The organism is Bradyrhizobium sp. HKCCYLRH2015 (assembly GCF_051168215.1).
Taxonomy (GTDB): Bacteria; Pseudomonadota; Alphaproteobacteria; order Rhizobiales; family Xanthobacteraceae; genus Bradyrhizobium.
Genome location: NZ_JBNPUO010000005.1, coordinates 413,786 through 435,788, shown reverse-complemented (window position 1 = coordinate 435,788; position 22,003 = coordinate 413,786). Strand labels below are relative to the sequence as shown.

Genomic DNA, 22,003 nt, shown 5'->3' with positions numbered 1-22,003 from the left:
AGGATTTATTTTTGCTGGTGCCATCTCCACGGCCATCGCGATCCGCAATCGTTGCGAAATTTTTGTGACACTGACGTTTGCCCGGTGACAACGGCAACTGTGCCGTTGCATATACGCGCCGCGCAACGAGCGCAGCCCGAGTTGTAAAGAACGTATGTCAGCCCCTGCCATGTCGAATGCGGCGCAGACCTTTGAGAGCGCCTCTGCACGCTCCAATCAGCAAGATGGCAACAGCTCTTCCCCAGCGCGAATATCATTCGTGACCGCCCTGCGTGGGCTCGGCAGGGAGCCGCTCCTGCACTTCCTTGTTCTGGGCGGACTGATCTTCGCGGCCGACGCCATCATCCATCCGCCAGCGAAGGACGAGAAGGTCATCACCGTGACCAAGGCGCTGCGCCAGTCCTTCATCGACACGTTCGACGAGGACAAGCAGCGGACCCCGAGCGAGGCCGAGCTGCAGAAGATGGTCGAGGCCTGGGTCGCCAGCGAAATCCTCTATCGGGAAGGCAAGACGCTCGGCGTCGACCGCGGTGACGAGATGATCCGCGACCGTGTCGCGTTCAAGCTGCAATATCTGATCTTCGATCAGGTGCGCGTGCCGCAGCCAAGCGACGAGCAGTTGCGCGCCTGGTTCGCCGACAATCATGCGCGGTTCGACGAGCCCGAGCGTGTCAGCTTCTTCATGACGCCACCCAGCGACGAACCGACGGCGCGGCGCTATCTGGACGACATTCGCGAGCAGCGCGAATCGGAGGAGCTGCGCGATCAGACGCGCGCGGTTCTCGACCGGCCGGTGCCGAGCCTGGCCGCCGGCTTCGGCGACGGCTTCAGCGAAGGCCTGCTCAAGGCGCCCCTCCAGGAATGGATCCTGCTGCAGTCGAAAGACGGGTGGCACGTGGTTCGTCTCGACGCCCGGACGCCGGGCGCGCCTGCGAAACTCGAGGACATCCGCGCCGAGGCAGCCAAGATCTGGCACACTGAAGAGACACGGAAACGGGCCTGGGAGGCGGTGAGCCGGCTCAAGGCCAACTACACGATCAGGTACGAGCCGTGACCGGCGCGCGCGCCCTGATCGCCATCGTGCTCGCGTTCGCAGCGCTGCTGCCTGGGCGGCCGGCGGCTGCGCATCAGGCGACGATCGCCGTGCTCGAATTTCGCGAGATGCGGCCCGGCGCGTATATCGGGCGATGGACGACCTTGCCGAAGGATGGCGTCAACCGCATCGAGCTCAAGATGCCGCCGCATTGCTACCTGCGCCTGCCGGAACTCAATTGCGGCGACAAGGGCCTCGTCGGACAGATGACGATCGGCAATCTCGGCGAGGACATGTCGGCTGCCATCATCCGCGTGACGTCGCTCGCTGGAGAGACGCGCAGCTACACGATCTCAGCGGCCAATCCGGTCGTGACGGTGCTGGGCACCGATGCGCCGACGCTCGAGACCTGGCTCGAGCTTGCCAAGACCTACGTCAACCTCGGCATCGACCACATCCTGCTCGGCGCCGATCACCTGCTGTTCGTGCTCGGGCTGATCTGGATCGTCCAGGGCGGCTGGCGCCTGCTCAAGACGATCACGGCCTTCACGATCGGCCACAGCGCCTCGCTGGCTGCAACGGCGTTCGGCTTGATCGGCGTTCCCGAAGGCCCGCTCAACGCCTGCATCGCGCTCAGCATCGTGTTCGTCGGCGTCGAGATCATCAAGCAGCAGCGCGGCGAGATCGGGCTGACCGCCCGCTACCCCTGGGCCGTCGCCTTCAGCTTCGGTCTCGTCCACGGCATCGGCTTCGCCAGCGCGCTCGCGGGCCTCGGCCTGGAGCGGCGAATCCTGCCCGCGGCGCTGCTCTTCTTCAATGTCGGCGTCGAAGTCGGGCAGATCCTGTTCGTGCTGCTGGTGCTGGCACTGATCTGGGCGCATCGCCGGCTCGGCGCGGCGCTGCCGCGCTGGGGCGCCGAGCTGCCGGCCTATGCGATCGGCTCGGTCTCGATGTTCTGGTTCCTGGGCCGCCTGGTGCGGGTTCTGGCGGCCGCATGATGATGAATGGGACGAACATGATCGCGCGCAAACTCCTGCACGCCGTGTTGGGTGCGGCTTTGCTCTCGCTGCTGACTGCGAATCCTGGCTTTGCCCATGAGCAGACCGGCGTCGGCGGCGGCCTCGCCAGTGGTCTGCTGCATCCCTTGACCGGGCTGGATCATCTGGTCGCAATGGTCGCAGTCGGCATCTGGGGCGCGCAGCTCGGCGGCGCGGCGATCTGGATCCTGCCGGTCGTCTTCCCGTTGGTGATGGCGTTCGGAGCCGTCCTGGGAATCCTCAAGATCGGTCTGCCCGTCCCGGAGCTCATCATCGCGCTGTCAGCGCTGGTCCTTGGCCTCGCTGTCGCCCTGCGCGTCCGTGTCCCGTTCGCGATTGCGGCTATCATTGTTGCGATCTTCGCCATCTTTCATGGCCACGCGCACGGCATCGAGCTCCCGACGGCGGCGAATCCCCTGGCCTATGGCTGCGGCTTCGTGGTCGCGACCGGTCTTCTCCACGCCTGCGGCATCACCATCGGCGCGCTCGCGCGCTGGCCCGGCGGCGAGCGTATCATCCAGGGCGTCGGCGCAGCCATCGCCGCGCTCGGCGGCTACTTCCTGATCGCGAGCCTCGGAGTCGCGGCATGAGGACGTACCACCGGACCGCCCTGCTCGCATCCGTGCTGCTGCTGGCGCAAGCGCAGCTCGCCGATGCGCATATCGTATCGGCCCGGCTCGGTGACTTCTACGCCGGCGCCCTGCATCCGCTGCTCACCCTGCAGGACGTCGTGGTCTGGGTCGCGCTGGGATTGCTGGCCGGCTCGCTCGGTGCGGCGAGCGGACGCTGGCTGGTCGTGGTGTTTCCGCTCGGCCTGTGCGCGGGGCTGGCGCTCGCCGCCGGGTCGGGGCTCGCCCCGGCTTCCCCGCTCGTCGACGCCGCGACCATTCTCATTCTCGGGCTGCTGCTGGCCGCGGCCTTGCGCATTCCCGTGACATTGCTGAGCGCGATCGCATTCATGCTCGGGCTGATGCGCGGCGCAGCGAATGCCGGCGAGCTCGTGCCGCAGACCGACCGTCTCCTGTACGCCGCCGGGCTCGCCAGTGCAGGCTATGTCGCCATCACCCTCGTGATGGCGCTCGCGCTCACCTTCCGGCGTCCTGAAACCGAGCCGGTATCGAGCTGGCGCGGAATCGCCGTGCGCGCGGTCGGTGGCTGGGTCGCCGCGATCGGCCTGATGATGGCGGGACTATCGCTCGCGTCCTGAGCAGGCCTATGCTCGGGCGATCCGACACCGCCAATCCCCGCCTCGCGTGACCGACGCCATCAATATCGCAGCCATTGCCGTGCTGCTCCTGACCTGCGCCGGCCTGATCTGGACGGATCTGCGCAGCGGGCTGCTGCCCGACTGGATGAATGCGCTGGTCGCCGCCAGCGGCTTCGCAAGACTGGCGACGCTCGTCGACCTGCCCGAGGCGCTGTGGAATTGCGCCGCAGCCCTCGCGATCGGCTTGGCGCTGCTGCTGCTGCGGCTGCTCTACGCAATGGCCCGCGGCCGCCAGGGACTGGGCCTCGGCGACGTCAAGTTTCTGATGGCTGCAACGCTTTGGGCCGGCCTGCCAAATCTGCCGATCCTGCTGCTCATCGCCACGACGACGGCACTCGCTGCGGCGCTCGCTCTCTTCGTCATGGGGCGACGGCTGACGGGCCAGACGGCGCTGCCGTTCGGCCCGTTCCTCGTCCTCGGCCTGCTGGCCGTACTCGCCCTGCAGGCCACCGGCCGCGAATTGCTCGTGACCTTCGGATTGCCGTAAGCCACTGACCTCAGCGCGCCCGCCGCGCCATCCGCTCGCGTCCGGCCTGCGGCGCCGGCGGGGTCATCGGTCCCGCCTGCACGTCGCCGCTGCCGGCTGTGCCGAGCTGCGGCATTTGCAGAGTGACGGTCTCCGGCGCCTTCAGCAGCGAGGCTTCACGCGGTCGCAGCGACTGCAGCACCCATCCCTCATGCGAAGCGCCGACCCGCAAGCGCAGCGATGCCTGCGACGCCGCGTCGACGAAGATGCCGAAGCTCTCCTCGTCGCCGATCACCGTGCCGACGAGCTGCAGGTTTGGCCGTTCCGGCTCCCTCGGCGGCGCAGGCGGCGGCGCCCGCATCACCGTGACGGGTGCGGCAACCGGCGGCGGCCGCCGCGACGCCGAGAAGATCGGACGATCACGTGTCGCCGAAAGGGTACTGATCGGAACATCCCACAGCGGGTTGGCACTCCTGCCCCCCGGAGCTTCTGCGCTGGGAGCTTCTGACATGGCGGCCGGCGGTTCGGAGGCGCCGGGCGCGGGCGCGGCCTGGACGGGCGTGGCCGGCTCGAGACCATCCGCCGTCTCGCTCCAGGCACGGCTGAGCGAAGCTGCAAGCACGCACACGGTGGCAAAGGTGACGAGGCCCGAGCCTACGAACGATCGCATCACGATTTTCCTTGCCATTGACCCGACACGGTGACCAGCACGGTCAATCGTCCCACGCCGCCGGCTGCGGCGGCCAGCGGCTGCTGCACATGGAGCTGATCGACGAAGATAAACGGCAATCCAACCTCGAGATCATAGAGCAGTTGCTGTAGCGCCGGCTGTTCGAGCTCACAGCTCGCCACCACGCTGATCAGGTTGGTGTTGGCGCGCGCCGCCGGCAGCTCGACCTGGGTCGACAGCACGCTGCCGCCGACCTTGCTGATCGCCTCCGTGAGGCGCTGGACCAGCGCCGCGCCCGCGATGGTGACCGTTCGTCCCTCCACGAACACCGATCCACCCGGAGCCGTCGCGCTGCCTGCGGCGGAATTGCCGGCTGGCCGTTTGCGTCCGGAAAACTGCGCCAGTTGCGCGTTGGTGTCATTGAGCTGGTCGCGCCTGGCGACGAGATCGACGACCCCAGCGGCACCAAGCCAGAGCAGTGCGACAATGGTCGCCGCATAGAGGATCGCAGAAACGGCCGGTGAGTTCACGAACATGCGGCGCAGCGATGTCGACCAGTTCATGCCCGGTCTCCGAAATAGGCGTTGATGCGCGCCTCGATGTGGAAGCGCTCGCCCGCTTCGCCGGCGGTGCGCGTCGTCGGCGCGTAGAAGGTGGCGCGGCTGAACTGCGGCGACTGCTCGATCAGCCGGATCAGCGCGGGTGCATCCTGGGTCAGGCCGGATATCTGCAGCCGATCGTTCTCGACATGCATCTCGACGACATACGTCCCGTCGGGGAGGATCTTCGACAACGTGTCGAGCACGATCACGCTGGCGGGGCTGGTCTGCTTGCGCTTGGCGAGCAGCCCGTCGGCAGCGGTGGCGCCCATCGCGGGCCGCAGCGCCGCACGCAGCCGCGTGACCTGCGCCTGTGCGTCCTCGATCTCGCCATCGAGATATCCACCGATCAGCGTCGTCGCGATCAGCAGCACCGCCGTGGTCGCAGCGACCGACAGCCAGCTGAGCTTGAGCACGCGCCCGAGATCACGGCCGCCGGCAAGCGACGAACGCAGCGACGTCTTGAAGATCTGGATCGGACCGCCATCGGTTGGGCCGACGTCGGCGGTGATGACGAGCTTGGCAATGCCGACCTGATCGGCAAAGGCGAGCAAGGGCTGGACCAGAGCGCGCGGCGTTGCCGCGAGCGTCAACGCGATCCGATCACTGGCTGCGCGCGGGGCGCTGTAGCCGTAGAGGACCTGTCCGAGATTCCACGGCGTCAACCTGCCGATCTGGGTCCGGATCATGCCGTCCAGAAAAGGCTCCGCCTGCTTGGGAAAGTCGAGCGGCCGGATCAGAACGTTCTCGGCGGCCAGATGGATGTCCAGGACAGCACCGCGCAAGGTTCGCAGCCACTCCGGCGAGAGCCCGACCTGCGCCGCTCCCAAAGCCGGATTCAGCCGTGCCGCCGCCAGCATCGGTCTCGCCTTCGGCGGCGTCTGTACCGTCATGACGATCGCTTCTGGCTGATCGTAGCGGATCACGACTCGCGGGCGTCTGAGCTGCCGATCGGCGACGGCCTCGATCGCTGTAGCGACGCTTTCCGTCCACACCGTCAGTCCGCGCTCGATCGCTTCGGTCAGCTTCATGGCATCCTCCGCGCCTGAAGCGCTCCCCTCGGCTGCGGTCCCTCGTCCTGGCGCGCCAGCAGCCGATAGGGCTCCTCGCCTTCGCCGGGAACGATCACCGCCGTCGCAGTGTGACGAAGCCCGCCCGCCGGACCAACGACGATGCGCAGCCGATAAGCCTTGCTTTTGCCCTTGGCGGCGTCCTTCGCAGCAGGCCCCAACATCTTGGCGAGCGTATCGGCATCCTGTGACAACGACGCCCGTGCGTTGAGGAAATCCTTCAGGATCAGCGGCGTCATTCCCGGCAATGCGGCAACGACCTCCGGCGCCGCGATCGTCGGATCGATTCCCGGAGAACCGTTGAAGACGGTGACCAGCGGAAGCACCCGATCAACCAGCGATGCGGGAAGGCCGAGGACGAGCGACAGCTCGCCGACATGCGCGAATGGCGCCAGGCGCGGCACCCGCTTGAGACCGGCCGCCGCATAGCGCGCCTCCTCCGCCTGCGCCTTGGCGGTGTCGGACGGCTTGGAGCGCCACGCAACGATCCGCTCGGCATGATCCTTGGCAGCATCGCGCTCGACGCCCAGCGTGACGAAGAGATTTTCGAGCATGTCCTTGGACGCGGTATTGAGATCGATCCGCGCCGCTTCGTTGACGAACGAGACCGCAATGTCGTTGCCTGCAAGCGCCAGGCGGAAACCGCCCTGCCTCGGCCGCTCCTCGTCCTTGGACAGCAGCAGACGATACGCCGACAGTTCGATGGCCGCCGAGACCAGCGCATCGGCCTCGACCGCCTCGTCCTCGAGCCGCAGCAACCGCGCCGAGCTGCCGAGTTGCTGCGAGACGACAACGACCAGGGCCGCCAACGCCGCAAGCATCCACAGCGCCGCGATCAGGATGAAGCCATCCTGCGCGCCGCGCCTCTGGGCAGAACCTCTGGTAAAGGAGCGAACCAGCATTAGTCGATCGGCTCGCTCTTGTTCAGCTGCGGCGGCTCGCCCGCACCCGCCGACGGATTCGCGGTACCTGCCGCTCCGGGATCCGCAAAGCCGCCGCCCGGCGCATCGACGTGAATACGGACTGCGCTGACGAGAACGGCGGCACCGCCACGGCTGTCGTCATAAACCGTCATGCGCACGGCGGATGGTAGCTTGGTCGCATCGCGCCACTCCGACGTCCACGCCATCGTCCCGTCGGCGTAGGCGAACGACATCCGGAACGGCGCCGACAGCAGCACCACGGGATCGCGGAACCGGAAATGCTCGGTCACGGGCTGGCCGACCGGCACGGGCTCGAACATGGCACGCGATCGCCGCAGAGCGCGTTCGCCCCTGCTCCCTTCCTCGCCGATGCGCACGATGTCGAGACCATGTCCGGCATTGGGGCCGAGTTCGGCGCGCACGAACATCGCCGAGACCTCGTCGCCCACGAACAACGGTCCCTTCTGCTCGCGATTGGCCGAGACGAACTGCACGGCAGCGAGATCATCGCCGACCCGCCGCAGCGCAGCGGCCACCATCTCGGCGCGCTGGACGCGATCCAATCCGCGCTTCCACGCCGGCAGCCATTGCGACGTCACCGCGGCAAGCGCCGACAACACGATGCCGGCGATCGCGAGCGCGCCGAGTGCCTCGATCAGTGCGAAGCCCTGCTCTCGGGATCGATCGGATCGGGCGGTCATCATCGCGCTCCTCGCGCCAGGCGAACCGTCTGCACATCGGCGACCGCGCCCGAGCCGGTCTTGACGCGCAAGGTCACCGCCTCCGGGATCCAGCCGGTCTGTCCCGCCGGCTCATTCCAATCGCCGCCGAGCGGCCTGACCTGCAGCACCACCGACCCGGAGCCGGAGCGCTGATCGATGCTGCCCGGCTGCAGCCGGCCGCGATCGGCCAGCATCGTTGCCAACGCCAGCCTCATGTCGGTGACCAGAGTGACATGCTGTTCGAGCTTGCGAACGATGGCCGCGTTGCGCGACACCACGGCGCCGATGGCGATGATCGACACGCTCACGATGGCAAGCGCGACGAGTACCTCGATCAACGTGAAGCCGGCTTCACTCCGGCGGTCGATCTCAACCATTGGCGAGCGCGCGCGAGACAATGTCGATCCTCCCCGTCAGCCAGTTCACCCTGATCTCCAGGCTCAGATCGGCGCGCGACAAGGTGATCGCCCCCCCGCAGGACAGGCCGTCAGGAAAGAAGGTAATCGTCGCCAGCACTGGCCGATGCTGGCAACTACGCGGCAACGTCGCCAGGAATGCGACGTCGTCGGGCAGCTTCAGCGCAGCCGCGCTGCTGCCGGAGCGGATCAAGCGGCGCGACGTGTCGATCTCCGTGTCGACGCGCGCGCCGGTCCGCATCGATGAGGCACGGTCCGACTTCAGCAGTGTCGCCGCCTGCAACGCGTAGGCCTGCAGCCGCGGCCGCGACGTCTGCCGCGGCAGATAAGGCAGCGCGACGGACGCCAGCAGCGCGACGATCGCGAGCACGCAGACCATCTCGAGCAGCGTAAAGCCGCGCTGGCCGCCGTCATTCACTGCGCGCGCTCGTCTGCGTCGGCGTTCCCAGCACGATGTCCGCCGCCGTCCCGCTGCCGCCTTCCTGGCCATCGGCACCGTAGGACAGGATGTCGTACGGGCCGTGATCGCCCGGTGCGCGGTAGACATAGGCCGTATTCCACGGATCCTTCGGCACCGCCCCGCCCTTGAGATAGGGGCCGTTCCAGGCGCTCAACCCGGCCGGCCGTTGCGCCAGCGCCCCGAGGCCTTCCGAGGTCGAGGGGTAGCGGCCGGCATCGAGATAGAACAGGTCGAGCGCCGCCGAGAAGCTCTGCAACTGGATCCGCGCCGCCTTGGTCTTGGACTCGCTGAGATAGTTCAACACGCGCGGGCCGATGAGACCCATGATCAGCCCGATGATCGTGATCACGACCAGCATCTCGACCAGCGTGAAGCCGCGCTCGTGTTCACGGTCGGCACTCTTGGCCGGCTTGCTCTGCGTGTCCGATCTCATGTCATTCTCCTTGGTAGCCATCAGCCGACCAGTTGCGTCACAGAAAGCAAAGCCGTCATGATCGAGACGATCAGGCCGCCGACAACCACGCTGATGAGCAGAATGGCGGCGGGGCCGACGATGCCGACGACGCGATCCAGGCCGCGCTGCAGCTTGGCTTCGTAGAACTCAGCGATCCGTGTCGACAGCGTCGGCAACTGGCCGGTCTCCTCGCCGAGCCGCAGCATGCGCAGCGCCATCGGCGGCAGCATGTTGTCGACCGACAATGCCTGGGACAGCTTGCCGCCGTGACGGACGCGATCCGCGGCTGCCGACCAAGGCGCACGCGACGACGTCACGGCCATCACATCGACGAGAATGCGAAGGGCCGCGCTCAGATTGACGCCGCAGCCGAGCAGCAGGCCGAGATTGCGGCAGAACAGGCTGGTCCGATAGAACAGCAGCAGGCTGCCGATGCCGGGCATGACGGCCACGACGCTGGCCAGGCCGGTGCGAACCGCGGGCTGACGCAACAGCCACCAGCCTGCCGCGAGCAGCGCCGCACAGCCGAGTGAGATCGCGGCTGCATTGGCGCGCAGCAGATCCGACAGCGTCATGAAGAAGCCGAGCGCCGTATCGGCACGGCCACCGAAGTCACGCAGCACGGCCGAGAAATTCGGCAGCACGGCCACGAGAAAGAACAGCATCACGCCGATCGCCGCGAGGAACACGAAGGCAGGATATTGCATCGCGTCGGTCAATTTGCGGCGCGTCGCCTCCGACCGCTCGCGTTCGCCGGCCAGCGCGGTCAGCACGTGATCGAGTGTTCCCGACGATTCGCCGACGCGCATCAGCGCGACATACATCGGCGAGAACAACTGCGGCTGGGCGGCCGCCGCATCGGCGAAGCTTTCACCGGCCATGATCGCCGCACGCAGCCGCGCCACCACGGGACGGAGGCGGCCGATATCGGAATCGCCGGACAACAGATCGAGCGCGTCGTCGAGCCGCGCGCCGGCCTTGAGAAGCAGGGCCAGGTCGCGCGTGAACGTGGTCACTTCAGTCGCGGACGGAGCGCCGAACGAGAGCCCGGACGCAGCGCCGGTCCGCTCCTTTTTCTCCTCCACGGTTTCGATCGGCAGAAGTTGCAGATACGAGATGCGCCGTTCGACCTCGCTGCGCGACGGCGCGACGAGAGATCCGACGACGATTTCACCGGACTGCGTCAGAGCGCGATAGCGGTAGCTCGGCACGATCCACCTCACCGCGCCACGAGGACACGAAGCAGCTCGGAGGCCGAGGTGACGCCGGCGCGGCACTTGGCGACGCCGTCGTCGAGCATCGTCGTCATGCCTTCCCGGATCGCCAGCCGATCGATCGCGAGGCCGTCGGCACTGTCCGCGATCAGCTCGCGCAGGCTGTTGGTCAGCTCGAGCAGCTCGAACACGCCGACCCGGCCGCGATAGCCGCTCTGGCCGCATCGCTCGCATCCCCTCGGGTGCCAGGTGATGTCGCCGGGGACGAGGCCGAGATGACCAAGACGAGGATCCTGGCGGCATGTCTCTTCATCGAGCGCCTCCGGCGCCTTGCAATGATCGCAGAGCTGACGCACCAGCCGCTGCGCGATCACCGCGCGCAAGGTCGAGCGCAACAAGAAGCCTTCGACACCAAGATCGAGCAGGCGCGGCACCGCCGCGGCCGCGGTTTCGGTGTGCAGCGTGGTCAACACGAGATGGCCGGTCAGCGCGGCATGGACCGCGACATGCGCCGTCTCGCTGTCTCTGATCTCGCCGACCATGATGACGTCGGGGTCCTGACGCACGAAGGAACGCAGCGCGCTCGCGAAAGTCAGCCCGATCGCCGGCTTGATCTGCGACTGGTTGATGCCGGGAATCTCGTACTCCACCGGATCCTCGACGGTGAGGATCTTGCGCTCCGGCGTGTTGAGCAGCGATAGGATCGTCGCCAGGGTCGTGGTCTTGCCGCTGCCGGTCGGCCCCGTGATCACGATCATGCCGTGGGGTAGCGTGATCAGGCGCCGGAGTGCGGCGTCGTCCTGGGTGGCGAGACCGAGACGGCTCGCGACGAGCTGCGAGCGATCCTTCGGCAGGATGCGCAGCACCGCCGATTCGCCGTGCTGGGTCGGCATGATCGCAACGCGAACGTCGATCTCGGCGCGGCCGGCGCGGATGCGCGCGGCGCCGTCCTGCGGCAGCCGCCGCTCGGCAATGTTGAGGCCGGCAACGATCTTGATGCGCGAGATCACCGCCTGCGGCAACACGCCCGCGGGCGCCGCGATCGGACGCAACAGGCCGTCGACGCGCAGCCTGACCACGAGCCCGGTCGAGAACGGCTCGATGTGGATGTCGCTGGCGCGCATCTCCACGGCCTTCTCGATCAGATCGTTCACCGCGCGGACGACCGGCGCGCCGCTGGCGAGATCGCGGAGACTCTCGATGTCGTCGTCGCGCAGCTCCTGCGCCGGCGAGATGTCGGGCTCGCCGGAATCCTCTAACCGCTGGTCCAGGACAACGGCGATATCCTCATGCGAGGCGACCTTGAAGAGAGTCTGCGGGCCGAGCACCAGCTCCGCGGCCCGGCGCACGGCCTGATCGGTCGGATCGGCCATCGCGAACACGGCGGCGCCGTCAGAATCCTTGTAGGGATAGCCGAGCACCTCGCGGAGGAAGCGGTCGGAGAACTCGCTCACCGCGGGCAGTGCCGCCAGCAGTTCGCGCAGTGCGACGCGCTCCAATCCGGTGAAGCCGGCGACCTCCTCCGCGAAAACGTCGGCGGTCAGGCCGAACCTGTCCCAGAGCGCGATCTGCGTTTCGGCCGCAGCTCCGCCTTCGCCCGCCGCCTGGGGATGGCGCTCGCGAAGATAGGCATGGAATTGGGTCGACAGTGTACCGCTCATGGCGTGATCCGGGTGGCGCCCGTGCCGGCCCATCGTCTCGGCACGCCGCTACTGGTGACCCACGTTATTGATCGCGAACATGACGGCCGTACGAATGCCGGAGGCGCCGACATTTCCGACACACACGCGGCGCAAAGGTCGGACGGCAGCCGCCAATTATACATAAGTGTCATATTGGACCGTTATGCAGGCTGCGCGGTCAAACCGAGGCGCTGCCCCGTTTCGGCCGGTCAACACGAGTAGATCGGTAAGTCCATGTTTGGTATCGGCAATCGAAGCCAGTCCGCTGCGGTTGTCAGACATGCCTCGTTGCTGGCGATCGCGGTGCTGCTCGCCTCCTGCAACATGGCAACGCTCAATTCCCTGGCCAGCGCGCCTGCCGATGTCGATGTCATCGACAAGGTGCGCTCGCTCGACATCCTGCCGCGCGACAATGCACCGGTCGCATCGATCCAGGGACGCCCCGAGGTCGAGCGCGCGAGCGCGCGGACCTATCAAGGGACCACGGTTCAGGAGGTCGCCGAGGTCAGACCGCTGCCGGCGGCGGACGGCAAGGGCTATGATCTCAATTTCGAGAACACGCCGATCGCAGTGGTCGCGAAGGTCGTGATCGGCGACATCCTCGGCGCGGGCTACGCGATCGATCCCCGCGTGCAGGGCAGCGTCAGCCTGGTGTCGGCGCGGCCGGTGCCGAAATCAGACATCCTGTTCGTGCTGGAGAGCGCGCTGCGCCTGTCCGGCGTCGTGCTGGTCCGCGAAGGCGGTGGCTACAAGCTGACCCCGCTCGGCGACGCCATCGGAGCCGGACGCGTCGACGGCGAAGCCGGCCGCGCCGAGCCCGGCTACGGCGTCTCCGTCGTGCCGCTGCAATATGTCGGTGCGCAGACGATCCTCAAGCTGATGGACAGCTTCGCGACCCGCGCCGGCAGCGTGCGCGCCGACACCACCCGGAACCTGCTTCTGATCCAGGGCACAGGAGCTGAGCGACGCTCCGCGATCGAAACCGTGATGAGCTTCGACGTCGACTGGATGCGCGGCCAGTCCGTCGGCATCTTCCCGGTCAGCAATTCGGCGCCAGAGCCGTTGATGGCGGAGCTGGAAAAGATCATGGACTCTGGTGAGAACGGATTGAGCCAGAATCTCGTCAAGCTGCAGGTCGTCAATCGCCTGAACGCGATCATGGTCGTGACGCGCAAGCCGGCGCTGCTGCAGAGCGCGGCGACCTGGATCCGCCGGCTCGATCAGGCCGACTCCGGGCGCACCAGCGTCCACGTCTACCGGGTCCGCTACGGCGACGCGCGCCAGCTCGCCAAGGTGCTCACCGACATGTTCGGCGGCGCCGGCTCGTCCTCCACCGACAGCGCCGACGGCCAGGCCGCGCCGGGCTCCGACGGCACCACGACCTCCGTTGCCGACCGGCTGTCCTTCAACGCCAATGCGACGGGATCCTCGAGCGCCAGTGCCAATCCGTCGAGCCGGACCCAGGGCGCAGGCGGCCTGTCCGGCATGCAGGCGTCGAGCACGTCATCATCCAGCAGCACGCCGACTTCGACCGGACTGGAACCCCGCGCTGGCGGCAGTGGCGGGCAGTCCCTGATGCCGAACGTGCGCATCACGCCGGACACGGTGAACAACTCGCTGCTGATCTACGCCGACCGCGAGAGCTACCGCATCATCTCCGGCACGCTGCAGCAGCTCGATCAGCCGGTGTTGCAGGTCGGCATCGACGCGACCATCGCCGAGGTGACGCTCACCAACGAACTCTCCTACGGCGTGCAATCATATCTTTCGAGCAAATTCCTCGGGCTCGGCACCGATCGGGGCTCCATCAGCAACACGCAGGCGACTTCGGTCGCGACGGCCACGGCCTCAGCCGCGACGACGGCGCTGATCAACCGCGCTTTGCCCGGATTCAACTTCCTGATCGGCAATGAAGCGTCGCCCAACATGATCCTCGATGCGCTTCACACCGTGACGAGCGTGAAGGTGCTCTCGAATCCCTCGCTGGTCGTGATCAACAACCAAAGCGCCACCTTGCAGGTCGGCGACGTCGTGCCGGTCTCGACTGGCAGCGCCACCGTGCTGTCGTCGAGCAACACGGTGGTCAACACCATCGACTATCGCAACACCGGCATCATCCTGCGCGTCGTGCCGCGGATCGCCGCCAACGGCAACGTCCGGCTCGAGATCGAGCAGGAGATCAGCAACGTCGCCGCGCAGACGGCAGCGAGCCTGACGCCGACGGTGTCGCAGCGCAAGGTCAAGAGCGCGATCTCCGTCGCCAACGGCCAGACCGTGCTGCTGGCCGGCCTGATCAGCGAACAGCAGAACGGCAATCGCAACGGCATTCCGGGTTTCGACGAGATCCCGGTGCTTGGCGACGCGTTCTCGCATCAGGACAAGAAGGGCACGCGCACAGAGCTGATCATCTTCATCCGGCCGCAGATCATTCGCGACGGCAGCGATGCCCATCAGGTGGCCGAAGAACTCCGCTCCAAGCTCCGCGGATCGGTTGGAGCCAGCATCACGGATGATTTGCGTGTCCGCACCACCCGCTGATCCCCGCCCAATGACCCGGCCGACGATGCGGTGCCTCGCCGTCGTCTGCACCGCAGCCGGCCTGCTGCTCGGCGCAATCACATCGCCCGCGCACGCCGATTCGGTTAGTGCCGCACGCAGTGCCTATGCGCGCGGCGACTTCGTCCGCGCCGTGCGCGTGCTGACGCCGCTGGCGCTGCGCGGCGATCCGCGCGCGCAGGCCATGCTCGGCTTCATGTATGAGAACGGCTTTGGGACCCCGCAGGCCTATGAGGTCGCCAGCGATCTCTATTGCCAGGCCGCCGCCGCCGGCAATCCATTCGGCCAAGCGATGCTTGGCCTGATGTATGACAAGGGACATGGCGTTCCACAGGACGTCGTGCTCGCCTACAAATGGCTCAACCTCGCCGCCGGGCACGCCAAGTCGACACAGCGCAGCTACTTCCTGCGGCTTCGCAACGCCGTGGCCTCGAAGATGTCGGCCAGCCAGATCGCCCAGGGCCAGGCCCTCGCGCTGGACTGGGTCCCGGGCCAGCTCTGACCGGCATTGCCGGTTCATGGCTCGGCGAAGGCGGGCTCCCTGCAGCAATGGAGTGAAGACGGCGCGGCACGCGATGGCTGGCGCGGTGGGGCGCATTGTCTCCTGCATTCGCGCTGCTCGGCGCATTTCACAAAACCGAAGCAAGACCGACACCACGTTGCAATTTGTTGCCGCGATAGATCGTCGCAGGCAAGCGTCCATCAGCATGCGCGCGCCACCACCCTCCTCCGTCTGGAGATCTCATGACCAGAACAGTCACACGATCCAAGGCGCTCGCCCTTGCGACCACCGCCGTATTCACCGCGACCAGCGTCGCGCCAGCCTTCGCCGGAGCGGCGACGAGCACACCGATCGAGCACGTCATCATCATCGTCGGCGAGAACCACACGTTCGACAATCTGTTCGGCACGTACAAGCCAATGCCGGGGCAGACGATCGACAATCTGCTCAGCAAGGGAATCGTCAACGAAGACGGCACGCCGGGCCGGCACTTCAAGAAGGCAGAGCAGCGGATCGGCCGCGACGAGGTTCGCTATACTGCCGAGACCGCGTCCACGGGCGCCTATGCGACGCTGCCGCAACCCTACACCACCTATGGAATCGGCCTGCCGCAGAACGTCCTCGACACCCGCTTCCCGGCCAATCTTCCCAATGGGCCGTACCAGATTTCGAAATACGTCTCATACGCCGCTTATACTGGAGATCCGGTACACCGCTTCTTCCAGATGTGGCAGGACATCGACGGCGGCAAGCACGACAAGTTCGTGTGGGTCGAACAGACCATCGGCACCGGGTCGAACGGGCAGCCTTATCCGTCCGGCGGGTTCAACCCGATGGAAGGCGCCATCTCGATGGGGTTCTACAACATGAACCCGTTCACCGACGCCTCCGGCAAGGCCCAGCCGGGTGACGCGCCGTTCTTCAAGCAGCTCGCCGACGAGTACGCGATCAGCGACAACTATCACCAAGCGATCATGGGCGGCACCGGAGCCAACTTCCAGGCCCTCGTCACCGGCCACGCTGCGTTCTTCACCAATCCCGAGACGCTGAACGGCACCCCCGCCGTGCCCTACGCCAACCAGATCGAGAATCCCGATCCCGTCCCCGGCACCAACAACTACTACAAGCAGGACGGATACAGCGGCGGATCCTACGTCAACTGCTCCGACCCAAGCGCGCCCGGCGTTGCCGCCGTCAACGAGCAGCTGTTCAAGAACGGCGTCACCAGCAACAACTGCGCGCCGAACCACTATTACCTCGTCAACAACTATAGCATGTTCTGGAACCAGACCAGCGCCAAGCCGAACGCGCTCGGCTCGGACAAGTTCGTGCTGCCGCCGCAGAGCGCGCCGACCATCGCCGACGTGATGACGGCGAAAGGCGTCTCTTGGAAGTACTACAGCGCCGACCGCGGTGACGACACCACCACCTTCGCCAGCAGCGTCGACGGCGTGCCGCTGCTGTTCCACTCCTATTGCGGCATCTGCGACCCGCTCACCGGCTTCAACAAGATCATGAAGACCCCGGCGGAGGAAGCCAAGCTGCAGAACTACGGCGCCTTCGTGAAGGACGTGCAGAACAACACGCTGCCGGCGGTGTCGTTCGTGCGTCCGTTCGAGGCGCTCGCCGGTCATCCCGCCGATTCGACCGCGGATCTCTACGAGAAATTCCTCGAGGCGCTGATCAATCGGGTCAAGGCCAATCCTCAGCTCTGGGCCAAGACTGCGATCTTCATCACGACCGACGAAGGCGGCGGCTACTACGACTCCGGCTATATCCAGCCGGTCGACTTTCTCGGCGACGGCACCCGGATCCCCTTCATCCTGGTCTCGCCGCTGGCCAAGAAGGGCCATGTCGACCACACCTATTACGATCACGTGTCGCTGCTGAAATTCATCGAGCGCAACTGGCGGCTGCCCACGATCTCCGCCGTCAGCCGCGACCGGCTGCCCAACCCGATCCATGACCGGGATGACCACCGCTATGTGCCGAAGAACCGTCCGGCGATCGGCGACCTGATGAACCTGTTCGCCTTCAGCGACGACGATGGTGACCACGATCATGACGGCGGCTGGCACCACCACGACCACGACGGACACTCCGGCGACGATCGCTGATCGACCGAGCGTCCACGGCTGACATCATTGCCGTGAAAAACAGCCCGCCGCAGACGATGCGGCGGGCCTTTTTGCGTCGCCAGCTGCGACAATCTCTCAGTGACGCACCGATCCGCAACATCGTGAATCCGTCAGCGGATTGTCAGCTGATCGTCACGCCCCCGTTATCGACCCTCCGCATCGTCCCGCCGCCGCTTGAGTGAAGCGGCGCGATACAACCGAGGTCTTGGGGGATCTTGCAGAATGTCACTTCGATCATCATTCAAATCTGCCTTTCACGAACTGCTCACATTGTCGATCACGGTGTCGTTGCTCGCGTTCGCCGCTGCCGCGCCAAGCCTCGCGCACGACCACGGCTTCGACGACGATGACGACAGCTACGCCATCGGCCTTTGGGGCGACCTACCCTACTCCACGCTGCAGGCCACCGTCGGCGTCCCGAACCTGATCGCGGACATGAACGCCCACCGGCTGAAGTTCACGGCGCATGACGGCGACCTGAAGCAGGGCTCCAATTCCGCCTGCGATGCCGGCCTCTACGCCCAGGCGCTCGCCTTCTTCAACAGCCTGGAGGCACCGGCCATGTTCACGCCGGGCGACAACGACTGGGTCGATTGCGATCGCCCGTCGAACGGCGGCTTCAACTCGCGCGACCGGCTCGACTACGAGCGCAAGATATTCTTCTCGACACCGTTCTCGCTCGGCCAGCGCAAGCTGCGCCAGGAGGTGCAGACCGATCCGCTGTGCCTCAGCGCCAATGGCACCAAGGTCGGTTGCGTCGAGAATCGCCGCTGGACCCTCGGCCGCGTGACCTATGCGACGCTCAACATCCAGGGATCCTGCAACAATCTCTGCGACACCAACCCCGATCCGGACGAATACAATGCGCGCAATACGGCCGTGATTCTGTGGATGCAGCAGACCTTCGCTGAAGCCAAGAGGCGCAATTCCGCTGCGGTGATGTTCATCACCCAGGGCAACCCGGGCTGGGACCAAGCCGACCCGACGCGTGCGCCGCTGCGCGATCCCAAGACGCTCGCCGAAACCGACGGGCAGCCCGATGGCTTCGTCAGCTTCCTGACTGCGCTGCGCACCGAGGTCGAGGCGTTCCGCAAGCCGGTCGCCTACGTCCACGGCGATTCCCACTACTTCCGGATCGACCAGCCGTTCCTCAACGCTGCCGGCCAGCGGCTTGAGAACTTCGTTCGCGTCGAAACGTTCGGCGACAATCAGGGCAATGGCAACAACGACGTGCGCTGGCTCAAGGTGACCGTCGATCCGCGCAGTCGCGACGTGTTCTCCTTCCAGCCCGTCACGGTGCCGGCGAACCGCACCGCCGTGCCGGCGCCGACCCGCAACTGAGCCTCATGATGACCGGGTCGTCCAGCCTGGCTGGGCGACCCTTGTCTTTCGCCGAGCAGCGCTGCAGTCGGACTCAACCGAGCGACCGCAGCCAGGCCAGCCGCGCGATCGCCTGCGACGCCAGCCGCTGCATGAGACCGAGCCGGTCCGATTCGGTCGCTCGCTCCGCATGCTCCAGATACGCGTCCGCGAACGCTTCCGCCAGCACGGCTGCATCGGCTTGCGCGAGCCCAGCCGGCAGGCGCAACAGGCCCGCAACGTCCGATGCCATTGCCGCGGCTTCGCGCGCAAGCTCGCCCACGCGATCTGCCGGGCGGCCTGCGGCGCGCGCCGCCATCGCGTCGAGCAGCTCGGCGAGTCGACGCTCCAGCCGGCCGGCGTCGATCGTGCAGGCGTCCGACGCCACTGACGCCGCGCGCCTGGCGTCGGTCTCAAGATGATAGGCACGGCGCCGCTCCTTGCGCAGCGTCGCGACATGACCGAGCTCCTCCCGCGCCATGGCCTCGGACGCCCTCTTGACCTCGGGAACATCGTTAAATGCGGCGAGATAGGACCAGAACGCGAAGGCCCGTTCCTCGTTGCGCACCGCCATCGACAGCGCGCGGTAAGGAGTCATCAACCGCGAATCCTGAATTTCGCGCGCCGCGCCGGGCTCAAAGGTCTCCGGCGGCTGCCAGCGCACCAGCGACGCATCGGGGGCGCGCCCCGTACGCGCTTGCGACCATTGCGCGACACTGTCGACATGCTCGCGCTCGGCCGCGGCCAGCCTCGCGAAGACGTCGGCCAGATCGAGCCGGCCTTGACGCTGCATCTCTCCGGACAGCTCGTCGTAGCGATCGGCCGCCTCCTGCTCCATCGCATTCGCGAGCGCGAACAGCTCGTCGATCGAATGCAGGTTCCCGGCCGGTTCCGACTTGAGCGAGAGCGTGCGTGACAACAACATATAATAGTCCGCCTGATTGTCCGGGCCTGTTTGATCCAGCGCAACGTCCGTCGGATTGCGACCCACTAGACAACCGGCACGATAAGGAGTCAATTTAGCCTGACTCTATCTCAGGGATTGTCAATGGCGACGATCCTTCCTTCCCGAAACAGTCCTGACTGGAATACGGCTCCTTCGTGGGCCGGCCGTTCCGCTTGAGGTGATCATGGTTGCGAGTGATGTCGCCACCAATCGGTGGCGCATGCCTGCTATCTTGGTAGCAATCCTCATCGGGCTCTGCGCCATCGCGGCCCCGCGCGCAGCACATGCGGCCGGCGATCTCGCAACCTACCTCTCGAAGATCACGCCGGGCGATCTCTTCCCCAATGCGGACCGTTTCGGCGTGCCGCAAGGCGAGCCGCCGATCATGCCGGTGTATCGCGGCGATCAGCTCAAGGGTTACGTCTATCTCAACTCCGATTTCGCCAATTCCGTCGGCTATTCGGGCAAGCCGATCCACATCCTCGTCGGCATCGATCCCAAGGGCGTCATCACCGGGCTGAAGCTGGTCGATCACAAGGAGCCGATCGTGCTGATCGGCATTCCCGAGCCACGCATCGTTGCCGCACTCAACGGCCTGCTCGGCAAGGACATGATGCCGATTGCGCAAGGCGCAGAACACGCGCCGCAGGCCGACATCGTCTCAGGTGCCACGGTCACCGTGCTAGTGATGCACGACAGCATCGTGCGCGCGGCCACGCGCCTGATCCGCAGCGGCCGCATCGGTGCCGGCGCTGCGGCGAGCGCCGCCGCAGCACAGCCGGGCGTGGCCAGGATGGTCGATCCCGACAAGAGCGAGATCCGCGACTGGAGCAGCCTGCTCGGCGACGGCTCGGTGCGGCGCCTGCATCTCAGCATCGGCGACGTCAACGACGCGTTCGCCAAGTCGGGCAATGCGGCGGCCGCGCAAAGTCCGGAGCCCGGCGATGCCGGCGACACCTTCATCGATCTATATGTGGCCATGGTCAGCGTGCCCACCATCGGCCGCAGCCTGCTCGGCGATGAGGGCTATCAGCGACTCAAGCAGCGATTGCAGCCCGGACAGCAGGCGATCGTCGTCGCCGGCGACGGCATCTACTCGTTCAAGGGCTCCGCTTATGTCCGAGGCGGCATCTTCGACCGCATCGAGGTGCTGCAGGAGGGCGGAAGCACACGGTTCCGCGACAAGAACCACATGCGCCTCGGTGCGCTGGCCGCGGCCGGCGCCCCTGCCCTGCGCGAGATCGGACTGTTCGTCACGCCGCCCGAATTCACGCTCGACCCGACCGAGCCATGGCAGCTCCAGCTCCTGGTGCAACGAAGCACAGGCAGCCACGACAAGGCGTTCCTGACTTTCGATATCGACTACACGGTGCCCGACGCCTACTTGAAGCAGCAGACGCGCCCCGCTGTGCCGGCAGCGAAGGCGACGACCGCACGTCCCGCCCCGGCCACGGCGCAACCGGTCGCCGACGACACCGAAGAGCCGTTATGGATGCGCATCTGGCGCTCGCAGATGGTCGCCATCGGCATCACCGCGCTGGCGCTGGCCGTGCTCACGGGGATCTTCTTCTTCCAGAACGTTCTGGTGCGCCGTCCCCGGCTCTACACCTGGGTCCGCCGCGCCTATCTCCTGTTCGTGCTGGTCTGGCTCGGCTGGTACGCCAACGCCCAGCTCTCGGTCGTCAACGTCGTCACCTTCGTCAACGCGCTGCTGACCGGCTTCCATTGGGAGTTCTTCCTCGCGGCGCCCTTGATCTTCATCCTGTGGGCGGCAACGGCGGCTGGACTGCTGTTCTGGGGCCGCGGGCCGTTCTGCGGCTGGCTCTGTCCGTTCGGCGCGCTGCAGGAGCTCACCAACACAGTGGCAAAATGGCTCAAGGTGCCGCAGATCACGGTGCCCTGGGGTCTGCATGAGCGTCTCTGGCCGATCAAATACATCATCTTCCTCGGCCTGTTCGGCCTGTCGCTTTATTCGGTCGCGCTCGCCGAACAGGTCGCGGAGGTCGAGCCGTTCAAGACCGCGATCATCCTGAAATTCTCGCGCAGCTGGCCGTTCGTGCTGTATGCCGCGGCGCTGCTGGGCATCGGCCTGTTCATCGAACGCTTCTTCTGCCGCTATCTCTGCCCGCTGGGCGCGGCACTGGCGATTCCCGGACGCATCCGCACCTTCGAATGGCTGCGTCGCTGGAAGGAGTGCGGCTCGCCCTGCCAGCGCTGCGCCAAGGAATGCCCGGTGCAGTCGATCCATCCCGAGGGACACATCAACGTCAATGAATGCATCTACTGCATGCATTGCCAGGAGCTCTACTACGACGATCAGCGCTGCCCGCACATGATCCAGGTCCGGCTCAAGCGCGAGAAATTCGAGGCGATGTCATCGCCGTCGATGCGCGCCGCGAAATCCGGTCCGAAGACCGTGATCACCCATGCCGGCCAGCCGATGGCGGCGACGGCCCCCTCCAACGATCTCACCCATCCATCATAAGGAG

Annotated in this window: 21 protein-coding genes; 10 read left to right on the top strand and 11 right to left on the bottom strand. The window is 66.3% G+C overall.

Features of this window, described 5'->3' with window-relative positions; all coding sequences use genetic code 11:
- Positions 1–169: 169 nt before the first annotated feature.
- Genes ACQR1H_RS15840 through ACQR1H_RS15820 form a run of 5 tightly spaced genes read left to right on the top strand, consistent with a single transcriptional unit; the run spans position 170 to position 3,824 of the window.
- Positions 170–1,054 (top strand): peptidylprolyl isomerase, encoded by an 885-nt coding sequence (locus ACQR1H_RS15840; protein ID WP_315803165.1) that lies wholly within the window; start codon positions 170–172, stop codon positions 1,052–1,054.
- Positions 1,051–2,031, top strand: a complete 981-nt coding sequence (locus ACQR1H_RS15835; protein WP_434895533.1) for a HupE/UreJ family protein — start codon at positions 1,051–1,053, stop codon at positions 2,029–2,031. The genes ACQR1H_RS15840 and ACQR1H_RS15835 overlap by 4 nt, the downstream gene beginning before the upstream one ends.
- Before the next feature lie 17 nt (positions 2,032–2,048).
- Positions 2,049–2,660, top strand: a complete 612-nt coding sequence (locus tag ACQR1H_RS15830) for a HupE/UreJ family protein (protein ID WP_315802989.1) — start codon at positions 2,049–2,051, stop codon at positions 2,658–2,660.
- Positions 2,657–3,277 (top strand): HupE/UreJ family protein, encoded by a 621-nt coding sequence (locus ACQR1H_RS15825; protein WP_315802988.1) that lies wholly within the window; start codon positions 2,657–2,659, stop codon positions 3,275–3,277. Before ACQR1H_RS15830 ends, ACQR1H_RS15825 begins: the two co-directional genes overlap by 4 nt.
- A 46-nt stretch (positions 3,278–3,323) precedes the next feature.
- Positions 3,324–3,824, top strand: a complete 501-nt coding sequence (locus ACQR1H_RS15820; protein ID WP_434907819.1) for a prepilin peptidase — start codon at positions 3,324–3,326, stop codon at positions 3,822–3,824.
- 10 nt (positions 3,825–3,834) lie between these two features.
- On the opposite strand, the gene ACQR1H_RS15815 is transcribed toward ACQR1H_RS15820, so the two are convergent.
- From ACQR1H_RS15815 to ACQR1H_RS15770, 10 genes are read right to left on the bottom strand one after another with little or no spacing between them, the layout of a single operon-like run.
- Positions 3,835–4,473 (bottom strand): hypothetical protein, encoded by a 639-nt coding sequence (locus ACQR1H_RS15815; RefSeq protein WP_315802986.1) that lies wholly within the window; start codon positions 4,471–4,473, stop codon positions 3,835–3,837.
- Positions 4,473–5,036 (bottom strand): type II secretion system protein GspM, encoded by a 564-nt coding sequence (gene gspM, locus ACQR1H_RS15810; protein ID WP_434907818.1) that lies wholly within the window; start codon positions 5,034–5,036, stop codon positions 4,473–4,475. Before gspM ends, ACQR1H_RS15815 begins: the two co-directional genes overlap by 1 nt.
- Complete coding sequence (locus tag ACQR1H_RS15805) at positions 5,033–6,103, bottom strand: PilN domain-containing protein (RefSeq protein ID WP_316216193.1); 1,071 nt, start codon at positions 6,101–6,103, stop codon at positions 5,033–5,035. Before ACQR1H_RS15805 ends, gspM begins: the two co-directional genes overlap by 4 nt.
- Positions 6,100–7,044, bottom strand: coding sequence for a general secretion pathway protein GspK (locus ACQR1H_RS15800; RefSeq protein ID WP_315802983.1), 945 nt, complete (start codon positions 7,042–7,044; stop codon positions 6,100–6,102). The genes ACQR1H_RS15805 and ACQR1H_RS15800 overlap by 4 nt, the downstream gene beginning before the upstream one ends.
- Positions 7,044–7,766: a PulJ/GspJ family protein gene (locus ACQR1H_RS15795; protein WP_316180605.1), complete on the bottom strand. Its 723-nt coding sequence runs from the start codon at positions 7,764–7,766 to the stop codon at positions 7,044–7,046. Before ACQR1H_RS15795 ends, ACQR1H_RS15800 begins: the two co-directional genes overlap by 1 nt.
- Positions 7,766–8,164 carry a PulJ/GspJ family protein gene (locus tag ACQR1H_RS15790; protein ID WP_434907817.1) on the bottom strand — a complete coding sequence of 133 codons (399 nt, stop codon included), beginning with the start codon at positions 8,162–8,164 and terminating at the stop codon, positions 7,766–7,768. Before ACQR1H_RS15790 ends, ACQR1H_RS15795 begins: the two co-directional genes overlap by 1 nt.
- Positions 8,157–8,621 (bottom strand): prepilin-type N-terminal cleavage/methylation domain-containing protein, encoded by a 465-nt coding sequence (locus ACQR1H_RS15785; RefSeq protein ID WP_434881146.1) that lies wholly within the window; start codon positions 8,619–8,621, stop codon positions 8,157–8,159. Before ACQR1H_RS15785 ends, ACQR1H_RS15790 begins: the two co-directional genes overlap by 8 nt.
- Positions 8,614–9,096 carry a type II secretion system major pseudopilin GspG gene (gene gspG / locus ACQR1H_RS15780; protein WP_316216190.1) on the bottom strand — a complete coding sequence of 161 codons (483 nt, stop codon included), beginning with the start codon at positions 9,094–9,096 and terminating at the stop codon, positions 8,614–8,616. Before gspG ends, ACQR1H_RS15785 begins: the two co-directional genes overlap by 8 nt.
- Positions 9,097–9,116: 20 nt before the next feature.
- Complete coding sequence (locus tag ACQR1H_RS15775) at positions 9,117–10,328, bottom strand: type II secretion system F family protein (protein ID WP_434907816.1); 1,212 nt, start codon at positions 10,326–10,328, stop codon at positions 9,117–9,119.
- Between the two features lie 8 nt (positions 10,329–10,336).
- Entirely contained in the window at positions 10,337–11,992 is a 1,656-nt protein-coding gene (locus tag ACQR1H_RS15770; RefSeq protein ID WP_434907815.1) for a GspE/PulE family protein, read from the bottom strand.
- Positions 11,993–12,247: 255 nt separating this feature from the next.
- Here ACQR1H_RS15770 and gspD point away from each other — a divergent pair, with 255 nt between their 5' ends.
- The 4 genes from gspD to ACQR1H_RS15750 all read left to right on the top strand — a co-directional run bounded on the left by gspD (position 12,248) and on the right by ACQR1H_RS15750 (position 18,550).
- Entirely contained in the window at positions 12,248–14,551 is a 2,304-nt protein-coding gene (gene gspD / locus ACQR1H_RS15765; protein ID WP_434907814.1) for a type II secretion system secretin GspD, read from the top strand.
- Positions 14,523–15,071 carry a tetratricopeptide repeat protein gene (locus ACQR1H_RS15760; RefSeq protein WP_434907813.1) on the top strand — a complete coding sequence of 183 codons (549 nt, stop codon included), beginning with the start codon at positions 14,523–14,525 and terminating at the stop codon, positions 15,069–15,071. Before gspD ends, ACQR1H_RS15760 begins: the two co-directional genes overlap by 29 nt.
- Positions 15,072–15,313: 242 nt before the next feature.
- Positions 15,314–17,188, top strand: a complete 1,875-nt coding sequence (locus tag ACQR1H_RS15755; RefSeq protein WP_434907812.1) for an alkaline phosphatase family protein — start codon at positions 15,314–15,316, stop codon at positions 17,186–17,188.
- Between the two features lie 243 nt (positions 17,189–17,431).
- Positions 17,432–18,550 (top strand): hypothetical protein, encoded by a 1,119-nt coding sequence (locus ACQR1H_RS15750; RefSeq protein WP_434907811.1) that lies wholly within the window; start codon positions 17,432–17,434, stop codon positions 18,548–18,550.
- Between the two features lie 73 nt (positions 18,551–18,623).
- Here ACQR1H_RS15750 and ACQR1H_RS15745 read toward each other — a convergent pair whose 3' ends face one another.
- Entirely contained in the window at positions 18,624–19,493 is an 870-nt protein-coding gene (locus ACQR1H_RS15745) for a ferritin-like domain-containing protein (protein WP_434907810.1), read from the bottom strand.
- 205 nt (positions 19,494–19,698) lie between these two features.
- Between ACQR1H_RS15745 and ACQR1H_RS15740 the strand changes: the two genes are divergently transcribed.
- Positions 19,699–21,999, top strand: coding sequence for a 4Fe-4S binding protein (locus ACQR1H_RS15740; RefSeq protein WP_434907809.1), 2,301 nt, complete (start codon positions 19,699–19,701; stop codon positions 21,997–21,999).
- Positions 22,000–22,003: the final 4 nt, after the last annotated feature.